Source organism: Melioribacteraceae bacterium, from assembly GCA_035362835.1.
Lineage (GTDB): Bacteria > Bacteroidota > Ignavibacteria > Ignavibacteriales > Melioribacteraceae > DSXH01.
In genome coordinates, this window is the sequence record DAOSDY010000006.1 from 50289 (window position 1) to 61328 (window position 11040).

8 protein-coding genes and 1 tRNA gene are annotated in these 11040 nt (G+C 37.9%); 3 read left to right on the top strand and 6 right to left on the bottom strand.

Going from position 1 to position 11040, the window contains the following annotated elements:
• Window positions 1-3: 3 nt before the first annotated feature.
• From PLZ15_14850 to PLZ15_14870, 5 genes are all read right to left on the bottom strand, one after another.
• On the bottom strand, window positions 4-1344 hold the full coding sequence (locus tag PLZ15_14850) for a TolC family protein (GenBank protein ID HOI31022.1): 1341 nt from the start codon (window positions 1342-1344) through the stop codon (window positions 4-6).
• A gap of 140 nt (window positions 1345-1484) precedes the next feature.
• Window positions 1485-2087: a TetR/AcrR family transcriptional regulator gene (locus PLZ15_14855; GenBank protein ID HOI31023.1), complete on the bottom strand. Its 603-nt coding sequence runs from the start codon at window positions 2085-2087 to the stop codon at window positions 1485-1487.
• Window positions 2088-2196: 109 nt separating this feature from the next.
• Window positions 2197-3651: a PEGA domain-containing protein gene (locus PLZ15_14860; GenBank protein HOI31024.1), complete on the bottom strand. Its 1455-nt coding sequence runs from the start codon at window positions 3649-3651 to the stop codon at window positions 2197-2199.
• A complete protein-coding gene (locus PLZ15_14865; GenBank protein HOI31025.1) occupies window positions 3644-4633 on the bottom strand; it encodes a DUF4249 family protein in 990 nt (329 codons plus the stop codon). The genes PLZ15_14860 and PLZ15_14865 overlap by 8 nt, the downstream gene beginning before the upstream one ends.
• The gene (locus tag PLZ15_14870) at window positions 4630-6867 is read right to left on the bottom strand and encodes a TonB-dependent receptor (protein HOI31026.1); all 2238 of its coding nucleotides are present in this window, start codon (window positions 6865-6867) and stop codon (window positions 4630-4632) included. Before PLZ15_14870 ends, PLZ15_14865 begins: the two co-directional genes overlap by 4 nt.
• Before the next feature lie 568 nt (window positions 6868-7435).
• On the opposite strand from PLZ15_14870, the gene PLZ15_14875 reads away from it, so the two are divergent.
• From PLZ15_14875 to PLZ15_14885, 3 genes are all read left to right on the top strand, one after another.
• Window positions 7436-7903: a hypothetical protein gene (locus PLZ15_14875; GenBank protein HOI31027.1), complete on the top strand. Its 468-nt coding sequence runs from the start codon at window positions 7436-7438 to the stop codon at window positions 7901-7903.
• A gap of 16 nt (window positions 7904-7919) precedes the next feature.
• On the top strand, window positions 7920-10154 hold the full coding sequence (locus PLZ15_14880) for a TonB-dependent receptor (GenBank protein ID HOI31028.1): 2235 nt from the start codon (window positions 7920-7922) through the stop codon (window positions 10152-10154).
• A 59-nt stretch (window positions 10155-10213) separates the two neighbouring features.
• Window positions 10214-10303, top strand: a tRNA-Ser gene (locus tag PLZ15_14885).
• Window positions 10304-10481: 178 nt separating this feature from the next.
• Here PLZ15_14885 and PLZ15_14890 read toward each other — a convergent pair.
• A complete protein-coding gene (locus tag PLZ15_14890) occupies window positions 10482-10892 on the bottom strand; it encodes a hypothetical protein (GenBank protein ID HOI31029.1) in 411 nt (136 codons plus the stop codon).
• Window positions 10893-11040: the final 148 nt, after the last annotated feature.

Sequence of the window (11040 nt, forward strand, 5' to 3'; positions counted from 1 at the left end):
TAATTATTTCCATATTTTATCAAGTAAACCAACCGACTTTAAAAGTGCGAGCTGGTTAATGTTGTAGTTAAAGATACCCTGCAGGTAATCGCTTTTACTCTTAGTGTAGAGAAGCTGAGCGTTAAGAACATCGAGCTGATTGCTCATTCCCTGCGAATATAGCAGGTTCGAAATCCTAAGACTTTCCTTATACTGATCGAGAGCATCTTTCAGACTTTGCAGATTTTTTGAAGCTTCGTTGTAGCCGTAATAGCTCTGTTCAATATCGAGATCAACCGCATACTCAACCTGTTTTACCGTAAGATTCATCTGATCGGTTCTGATCTGAGCAATCTGATAATCGAGAATTCGTCTGCCTCCTTCAAATAGAGGCCATGAGATTGAAAGCGTAAGGGATTTAGAACGGATATAATCCGACCAGGTTACCTTGGCATTATCCATCGGTGCGGCATGATCCACACTCGCAGCAATGGCTACAGTCGGACTGAACTGGCCAAGCGCAATTTTCTCGCCATCCTTTACCGCGTTATACTGGTATTTCAGTGCTTTTATATCATTCCTGTTCTCTCTTGAAAGTTCTTTAAAGTTTTCCAGAGAACTTCCTGAAAACTCATTCAGAAACTCGGTCCTCTCCAGCTGATCCGTTATTACAAGAGAGTCAGTAAGAGGAATATTCAATAAACTTTTGAGACGTTGAGCGGAAAGTCTCAAATTGGAATTTGCCGATTCAAGCATAGGGAGTGTAGAAGAATATTGAGCTTTGGCTCTCTGAAGGTCGAGTTCGGTAGCAGTGCCGGCATTATAGAATTTTTTAACCTGTTCAAGATTCTGCGCGGCCACATTAACCGCTTCCTCCGCTGTACTCCTTATCTCACCCGAGAGTATGATAGCATAATAAGCCTGAACAGCATTAAGAACCGTCTCCTCCTCTTTACCTTTCAGTTCCTCGGCAAGGGATTTTTTCAGATTTGATTGAATCTGATGATTGAACCACCTGCTGCCGCCTGTAAGAATTGGTAAAGTAAGACTCAAAGAATGCTGGAAATTATATGGTGTACCAACTACGAACCTCTGCCCCATAAAAACGAATACAGGCAATTCAATATTCTTCTGAACAATGCCCTGGTAACTTATTGACGGTAGAAAATATGAAAGAGATTTCCACGTTTCCAGATTCTGAATGTCGTAATCAAGTTTTTTCGATTGAAGGGATAAATTCTCCTTCAGTGAAAAATCGACAACATTTTTCCAGGATAAGTAGACAATCTTTTTTTCCTGCCCGTAAGTCAGAGTCGATAATAATGCGAGTCCCGATAAGATCCATACAATTTTTCGTTTTATCATAAATTTTACCTCTGTTAATTCAATTTTCATTCCTGATTAATTGAAGTTGAATGATGATTTTTTTACTCTGGTTAATAAAATATTCTGCAAAACACGCATAAATAGACGATTCTTTCCTCTTATTAGTTTCAAAAAAGAGATTAGTTATTAAGCTCTTCATAAAAATTATTCCATAGAGTAAGCATTTCGGAATTGATTTTATCGAGTTTTCCTTCGATTAAAAGACGAAGACTTATACCGTCGTTCGAATAAATGAACATCCGTGCAATCTGTTCATCAGTCATAGGTGAAGTAAATTCACCCTTGCTGCGTGCCGTTTTAATAATTGATGTCCACGCTTCAAGTTCCTCCCGGAGCGCGTTAATGAGTTCTTCTCTGAAGCCAGGAAAGAGATTAATTGCATCGAACAGGATAGTAATGAAATTAATATTGACTGAAGATTCGGGCAGCATCAGCTTTTCGCGCATCTTTTGGAAGTTATCCATCATATAATCGAGGTACCGCGTATAGAATTGCTTCAGAGATTCTGCATTAATCTTCTTGAAATCGATTACAAGATTTTTGAAATAAACTGTCTCGATGACTTCCCGAAAAAGTTCTTCTTTACTTGTAAAATAATGATAGAATGCTCCCTTGGAGAGACCAGTCTTATCGACTATCTCCTTCATTGTAACTTCTTTGTAATTCTTTTGCAGAAAGAGACCAAATGCTGTATTCAATATAAATTCTTTGGTTTCGCTCATATACCGACCGTTTGGTATGACAAACTTAAAAAGTTTTTTTTGTTCGGACAAATAAAAAATCAGGGATTCAGTGCAATTAAGTTTCTCCGGCCGATTAGTCGGTAGGAATTTAGTAGTTATTCTTTTTTAATTTGATAATTCCCCCACCCATAGTAGCCACCCACAAATCGCCGTTTTTATCCATCGCGGCTGATGTTGTGTGCTTAACGTAGAAATTATAATCGGGGGTATTAAAGAGGCGCGCACTTTTTAAAGGGAAATATTTTACAAGACCTGTTGTTGCGGCAATCCAGAGTGTATTTGATAAATCGATATTAAAGGAAACAACCTCTACCGGGAATTGAAGCGGCAGCGTAAATTTTTCCCAGTATCCATTCTGATATTTCAGAATTGAACTTCTTGTACCTTCAGAAGGAACACCCTGCACAAAAGCCCAGATAGTACCTTCCAAATCCTGAATCAGGTCTATTGTGAAATTGGAAAGCATATCATCGAAGAACATGCTTTTTATATTATATGATTTCCATTCATTACCATTCAAAAAATAAATTCCGGCAATAGAAGTTCCGATTGCAATCGATCCGTCCGCCAAAGCAGCAATACTCATAATGTTATCGTCTAAAAGCGGAGAGTTGGAAATATTATATACCTGGAATGAACCATTACTATATTTTACGAGGCCTTTAAAAGTAGCAATCCAGATATTTCCGTTTTTATCCTCTTCAAGTGCATTCACAGTATTCGAAGGAAGATTAGAAGTTAGAATTTGATAGTTTATTCCGTCATAATATGATAGTCCGGTTGTAGTAGAAATCCAGAGCCGGTTATTTCTATCCATCAGCAGATCGGTAATCTGTGCATCACCAAGTCTTCCATTATCGTTATGAGGAATCCAGTTCCTGCCGTCATATTTCAACAATCCTTTGTTGAAAGTACCGATCCATTTATTATTGTTATTATCTATTATTACCTTGGTCAGAATATTACTTGTTATTCCCGAATTATGAGTACGGTAACATACAGTACGGGAAGTGTCCTCAAGAATCCTGTAGACTTCAATGAACTCCCCGCCCCTGATTTTAATTTGAACGCTATCCTCGCGGCATTGTGAACGCTTATATTTTATTTGATAGAAACCGGGCGTCATACGATTAATGGTTTTGGGAGTTACAAATCCGGTACTTGCACCGTTAATCAGGATTTCTGCACTGCTCGGCTGGGAAGAAACTGAAATAGTTCCTAAGTAATTTGGGTTATTTACAAGATCGATATTAATCTTGGCAATAACGTCACTGCTGACATTCACATTAAAGGTTGTATCATAAAGATACCATTCATTCTTAAGGGTGATTTTATGTGTACCGCTTTTGAGCCATTTAACAGTATCGGGTGTAACAACTCCCATATTTCTATTATCCACATAAATTTTAAATCCTGGAGGATTACTGAACAGAAATATTTTACCCGATTCAATTTCCTCCGGTTCAACAGATCCTTCATAGACCTGTTTTTCGCATGACCATAGAAGAGCAGCGATCAGCAATATTAAAATCTTTTTAATCATTTCGGCCGATCCTGTTTTCAAATGGATAATCAACAGTACCGAATCCGGGAATATATCCGAATGACCTTACATAGGTTGGAGTAAAAGGAACCACCCAGGTGTTTCTAAGATAAATGCCGAATATTCCGAATCCGTTTTCGACATTTGTAAAATCTGTTTCATCCAGTTTAACTGATACATCATCCAGACTTCTGGCGGTCGAATTAAAGTATGTGCTCAAATTTTTATCGAGGGCAATTACTTCCAGAAATGCAGCAATTATTTCATAGTTCCCCTTGTTCTCATCTCCCTGCGATAATGAACTCATAGTTTCACTAATTGTTTCCATTCCAATAGTTAAAGAATTATTATTTGTCGCTGATGGGAAAATTGGGACTAGCTGGTCATTGAAATTTTCATACCGGAGAGGGATTTCCTTTTTATAAAAAACATTTACTCCGTTCACTTTTTTATAATAATAAATTGAAATACGTGTAACATAGGTCTGATCTGTCAATCCCGCATTCCAGGCAAAGTAGACCGACTCATTATTACGGAAAGGAATATTTTTCTCTACATAAGAGAATTGAACCGGTGCGGGCGGAATTGTATGAGATCTAAGTTTGGAACCGTTTTCGAGCCTGACTTCAATATCGAGACTCTTACCGGGAGTAAAAACAAACTTGTTTGTATAGTAGAGGTGGTATGGATATTTGTAAGCTGAGGATTGAGGCCGATCTATTACAGTATCTCTTAAGACTACAATAGAATCACCGTTCCAGATACGTATAGAAGCATTCCTGACGGCCGGGTCAATAGTACTTGAATAAGGATCATTATTTGTAACAAGATATGTCCTGGATAGTGTAGCAGTCTGAAAAGTAGTATCACCCCTAATAATGCAATTCAGCACATACTTATCTTTTAACTCGCCGTAAGGATCAAAATTCTCGCTACAGGAGTAAATAAACATTAACAATATCGGGATAATAATTTTTTTCATAATGAAAATTTTATAGTAAGTGTTGGCAATACCGGAAGCATATTCACCCTTTCGCCTGTATCACGCTTGAAATAGAATATATTCTTGCGGTCGTATAAATTAATTATACTGAAGTCGACATCAACATTATAATCATAAATGAAGAATTTTTTGGACAGATTTATATCCAGGCGATGGTAATGAGGAAGTCTTCCGAGATTTTGAATACCGAGGATTGAATAAGGTCTTCTCGCATCATTCTCAAACCATCCGGCAAAAAAGTCCTCGAAATAATACTTATCGTAATAACCTACAATCTTTGTAAAAGGCAGGCCCGAGTTGTAAATCCATGCTGTATTAAAGAGCCAACCATTTCCGAAATCGATTTCCATTGTAAGGTTGAGACTGTGCCTAACATCATATTTCGGGTAATAGAGAAGATTATTGAGTTTGCGGTATGAATGGGCATAAGAATATGAAGTAGTGAATTTAAAAATTCCGGAAGATAGTCTCGAGAAAAATTCCAGGCCGTAGGATTCGGCATCCGTTGAGACAAAATCGGGCTGCGAGGGAAAAGTCTTTTCTTGATTGAGGATCGGTACGTCAATTGTCTTTTTAAGGTAACCTTCAATGTCGATCGCAAAGTTTTCGGAGAAATCGAACTTAAGTCCGCCGATAAGGTGAGTCGATTTTGAAGGGATCATATAATCAGGAATAATAATCCACGGTTCAAAAATTGAGATTACTTCATTCTCATTTGTTATGGTAGTCAGCTCCTGTTTGTAGATTCCCCAGGCACCTTTTATCGATATTAGTGAGTTAAGTCTGAGTGTAAAATTAACTCTCGGTTCCATAAAAATTGTATTCGGATTTCCGGAGAGGTTAGCCAGATTATAACGAAGCCCCGCATCAAGACCCAATGATTCCCACTGAAGGAATTTATACTTGGTGTAAAAAATAATATTAGTACCGGATTTTCCGAGATTGATAGGAAGTCCCTGAGCATTTTCGAGGAAGAGTTTTGTATTCAACTCTTTAATCAGGAATCCGACACCGATTTCATCCTTATTATCGAACATATATGTAAAGTCCATTTGAACACTTACATCTTCAACCTGATTATCCCTGTTTCTAACATTGCTCGATTTGGGCAAAACCTTACCGTGGAATCCGCTGTATGAGAATCCCAATTCGTAAAAGAGAGGGCTATCCCCGACCTGGAACCACTTAAAACCGAACAGGTTGTTTGACCAGGAAAAATCTTCTACCCGGGGGTCACTATTCAGAATATTATCCCCGCTAATAAATCCGTTGATTATGAATTTACCTCCCTGAATAAAATCGGGATTTGAATAATTTGCTTTAAAAGAGAGGTCGAAGAAATCGACCGGAACATTTTTTTCATTCAAAAACTTTTTTAGAATCTGATTGGAATAGCTTTTTCTACCAGTTATGATGAATGACCCATTCGGAATAGGGCCTTCGAGTAGAGCTTTACCCGTTAGAAAACTTAATGTTGCTTTTGCACCAAGCTTATTTTTATTTCCATCCTTTGTATTGATACTCATAACCGAAGAGAGTCTTCCGCCAAAATCCGCCGAAAATCCCCCTTTATAGAATTCGAGGTTATTTATCATGTCAGGATCAACCACACTAAAGAGTCCCAACGCATGAAAAGGATTATATATTGTAATGCCGTCTACGAGAACAAGGTTCTGATTACTTGCACCGCCTCGAACATAAAACCGGGCGGAGACGTCACCGGTGGATTGAACACCGGGAAGGTACTGAATTGAACGAAAGATATCGGTTTCAACTCCTTTGGGAAGTGCTTCTAGGTCTCTAACAACTATTCTCTGAAGACTTATATCCGTATCATTTTTCTCGTATACCTTTTCCCCGATTTTTTCAATTGTCTGTAGTTCAACACCTGTCGGAATTAGGCTAACGTCATAATGAGTTACTTTATTAGGAGTAATTTTGATAGGAATCTGTTTTGTTTTATAACCGAGGTAGGAAATAACTAGTGTTAAATTCCGGTTAGCGGGAACGGAGCCGATCATAAAGTATCCGCGTGAATCTGTTGATGCCCCGATGTTCAATTCTTTTATAAAAACATTTCCATAGGCAAGTGCTTCGCCGGAAGTGGAATCGGTGACCAGTCCCCTCAAATTCCCTGTTGTTTCAACCTGCGCAACCAATAGAGTTGAATTTAATAATACTAACAGGAGTAATTGGGGTATTAGTCGGTGCATCGAAAATCTGTCCCCCGCATTTAGCGACATATATTGGTTAATTTCGGGATGTAATATAGACTTTTCGGGCAAAAAAACTATATATTTTTGATGGTATTTTTAAGCGTACGATTAATATCCAGTGAACTTGTCGAAGCACTCAATTGTTACAAATAATAAGTTAGAGTAAGATCAGTATATAAATGATAAGTGGAAAGAGTAAAATAAACATTGGCCGCAGTTTTCTAACATTGTATTTAGGGCTGCTTGCTATAAGCTTTTCGCATTATCATAACATAATTTTCTATTCTTCCGGTCAAGAAATATTCAGTTCAAAAAATACTCTCAGTCATTATCACAATTCTAGTTCCCACAATGCAACAAATTGTCTGATACTTCAATTTTCAGCGACCGGTTATATCGGCAAAATTACTTCTGAATTGTCTGTAAGAATTGATTCCGAAATTCTTGCAACAGATAAATTAAACAGGGAATTAAAATCCCGATTATATTCCCTCTCCCTTTTAAGAGCTCCCCCACTCAATTCCAATTCTTAATCAATTCTAAATAATATATAAAGGGAGGAAAAATGTTTGGAGTAAAATCTATTCCGAGGTCAGCATTATTTGTTTTTATTTTAACACTCTTATTAGTAACCTCATGCAAGGAAGATCCTTTATCTGCCGAAGAGGATCATTTTGAAGCTATTGGTATGGCGATTTTCGATGCAAGCGGAAAAATGGTTGTCCAAATTTTACGCGGTGTTACAGCTGATACGTTAAAAGGAGAAACAAACAAAAGAAGCGATCATTTCAGTGTAAAATTTTTTGACGGCAGTGAAAAACTGATTGACCCGCCCGATTCGGAAGATTCGAAATTCAAGTGGACTATCGATGATCCGAACCTCTTTTCAATTTATCAGCACCCCGGTGAAGAAGGCGGATACGAATTCCATATCGACGGATTAAAATCCGGAAATACTCGTATTGAATTCTTTATTGAGCACGAGGGTCACAACGATTACCGGACCGGTAAAATTCCAGTAGAGATTAAATAATCCTACCGTGACTGTAATGAAAAGAAGAAATATAAGCCTCGTTATAATAATGGTGGCGGCAGCGTATATTTTCTGTTATTATCCGGTAAATGCCAGAACCATTTACAAAGGAAATTTGAGCGGAATTATAATAGATGCCGAAACAAATAAACCGGTTCCTAATGCAGCTGTTGAATTGCTATACAATAACAAATTCACTACATCCGATGCCAATGGAAACTTTACCTTCGTAAATATAGATGAAGGCAGTTATACTCTCAAAGTAACTCACGTAGGTTATAAAGAAACTCTTGCCACAATTAAATTCAGTGAAAGTTCCGGTTCCATATTCGCAGTTTACATTCTGCCCAAGGCCATTGAGATTTCCACAGTAATTGTTTCCGATAAATCCTCGGTCTCAAAGTTTCAGGATCTTTATGAACTATCAAATGTTCTTAAAGGTAAGGAACTTCAAAAGGATCTAGGACTAACGTTAGCATCAACATTGAAAAATGAAACAGGAATCGCAATGCGTTCGATGGGTCCGGCACCTGCCCGGCCAGTAATCAGAGGACTTGGAGGCGATCGTGTAATGATAAGTGAAGACGGTAAAAAGACCGTCGATTTATCGGCAACTTCTCCGGATCATGCTTTAACGGTAGAGCCTTTTTCAATCGACAGGATCGAAGTAATCCGGGGTCCAAAAATTCTTACATATACACCTGTTACTATAGGCGGGGTGGTTAATGTTGTTCGGAATGAGATACCAAAGCAGGTTCACAATGCCCCTTTCGGAACAATTGGAGGATACTATGAATCGGCGAACAATGGATATATCGGTTCATTGATTACTGAGATACCTTATAAAAATTTTGCATTACGCCTTGAAGGAAGCAGAAGAAAAACAGATGACTTAATGACTCCGGAAGGAAATCTTAAAAACTCAGGATCATCAAACACAAATTTATCATTAGGCGGATCATACATAAACGACAATATCAGGATCGGTACTTCCTTCAGAAGGTTCGAACTTGATTACGGTATACCAGGGGGATTTGTAGGGGCTCATCCCGGAGGTGTAAATATTTCCTTATATAAAAACCAGTTCCGTTTTATAACTGAAATCATTTTCGAAAATTCATTGTTTAACACATTGGAATTTTCATACGGCGGACAGCTTTACAGGCATAAGGAATTTGAAAAGAGCGGCAGGGTCGGATCCGAGTTTAGAATTATGGATCATTCAATTTCTATCAACGCAATGCACGGCAGGTTAGGTTTTTTTGATAATGGTAAAATCGGTCTTTCAGGTGAAATGAAAGATTTTGAAATAGGCGGATTCGTCTTTACTTCCCCTACTAAATCTTACAATATTGCTCTATTCGGATTCGAAACTATTGCAATGAACCGTTTTACATTTGAGACGGGGATAAGAGCAAACTATGATCTAATTAAACCGGAAAGAGAAAAGCCGATTTCTAATATCGGTAATATCCGGCAGAGAGAATTTTTTACATACTCAGCCTCTCTATCTGTACTGTATGAATTGACTAAGATAGTTCACATCGGTGCAAATATCAGCAAATCCTCACGTGTCCCTACAATTGAAGAATTGTTTTCCGAAGGTCCGCATCTTGCCGCTTATTCTTATGAAACCGGGAATCCTGATCTAATAGATGAAAGCGGACTAGGCGCTGAAATTTTTATTTATCATAAATTTACCGATCTCTATTACAACATCAACCTTTTTTACAATGATATTGCTGATTACATAATTCCACGAAACACAGGTGAAATCAACTATGCTACCTTCCTTCCTATTTATGCAACAACCGGAGTGGATGCAATCCTGTACGGTATGGAACTTCAATTCGATTGGAAATTTTTTGAAAGAATATCATTAGGATTTTCGGCCAGTTATTCAAGGGGAACTATTAAGGAAGGCAGGAAACCACTTCCACAGATACCGCCGTTCAAGGGTCAGATAAGCATCAAATATGAATTCGATCAGTTGGCAGCCGGTATATCGGGTGAATTTGCCTCGGATCAAAAGAGGATTGACTTATTTGAAGAGCCGACTGCAGGATACAGCATATTTAATTTATTTTTTCAATACAGCATCAATAACGATCATCTTGTTCACTCATTTTCCTTAAATATAGATAATATATTCAACAGGATTCATAGGAATCATCTTTCACGGGTAAAAGTAATTCTGCCGGAAGCAGGGATTAACGCACGAATTATGTATAAATTATTTTTTCACCTATAGATTTTTTAGTTATTCAGAATCTGGTTATATTCGCAATGCAAATTTGAAAGATTCAGCACGGAGAGATGGGTGAGTGGCTGAAACCAACGGTTTGCTAAACCGTCGTAGTGGGTAAACTGCTACCGAGAGTTCGAATCTCTCTCTCTCCGCAATAGGGCTTTGAGTATTCAAAGCCTTCTTCATTTTAAACCTTTTGGCGGCTCCAACCAATCCCGGTAGTTCGGGAGTAACGGACAATGTGAGTAAACCTGCAGGCTGCTAACTTGAGATCTACCAAGCGGAAGGTTTCGCCGGAATCTCTCAATTTAAGTTCTCCGAATTTTGGATCTATACAGGAAGTTCTTTTCGTTTTATTACGGCGCCGATTATTAACATACACATAGAACTCCCGAAAAAGAAACCGGTAAATACAGCCCTGCCAAGTATAGAAGACTTTTGCTCATTCCAGTTGTTCATACGGATTTTTATATCCCCGAAGGTAACCGGTTTATATACTCCTTCATCTTCGCGTAAATAAAGAGTTTCACTTGAGACAAGCTTTTTCAATCCTTCTTTTTGGATAAAGAATTGGAAGGAATTTCCGGTATCATCCAGGCTCAGGCTCAGTTTTGCGGGAGTCCAGTAAATATTTTGATCTTCAAAATAGACTTTAATGAGATCCACAAGGAAAGATGAACCGAAAATAAATGAACCAATTAAACCGGCGAGGAAAAGAGGATGAAATCCTGTTCGTTGCATTCGTGTACCTATTAATTTTATTAGGCTTAGAGTAAAATGGGAATTATTATCTATTAGGACAACATATTTTATACTAATTGTATCGGTTTCAAGAATAGATCACAGTCGACAGAAAATTGTTATATGCAAGAAATTCTTTTTGTATATT

Excerpts from the sequence above, each read along its gene's own strand:
- PLZ15_14875 (HOI31027.1), top strand. The coding sequence starts at position 7,436 with ATGTTTGGAGTAAAATCTATTCCGAGGTCAGCATTATTTGTTTTTATT.
- PLZ15_14890 (HOI31029.1), bottom strand. The coding sequence starts at position 10,892 with ATGCAACGAACAGGATTTCATCCTCTTTTCCTCGCCGGTTTAATTGGT.
- PLZ15_14850 (HOI31022.1), bottom strand. The coding sequence starts at position 1,344 with ATGATAAAACGAAAAATTGTATGGATCTTATCGGGACTCGCATTATTA.
- PLZ15_14880 (HOI31028.1), top strand. The coding sequence starts at position 7,920 with ATGAAAAGAAGAAATATAAGCCTCGTTATAATAATGGTGGCGGCAGCG.
- PLZ15_14860 (HOI31024.1), bottom strand. The coding sequence starts at position 3,651 with ATGATTAAAAAGATTTTAATATTGCTGATCGCTGCTCTTCTATGGTCA.
- PLZ15_14865 (HOI31025.1), bottom strand. The coding sequence starts at position 4,633 with ATGAAAAAAATTATTATCCCGATATTGTTAATGTTTATTTACTCCTGT.
- PLZ15_14855 (HOI31023.1), bottom strand. The coding sequence starts at position 2,087 with ATGAGCGAAACCAAAGAATTTATATTGAATACAGCATTTGGTCTCTTT.
- PLZ15_14870 (HOI31026.1), bottom strand. The coding sequence starts at position 6,867 with ATGCACCGACTAATACCCCAATTACTCCTGTTAGTATTATTAAATTCA.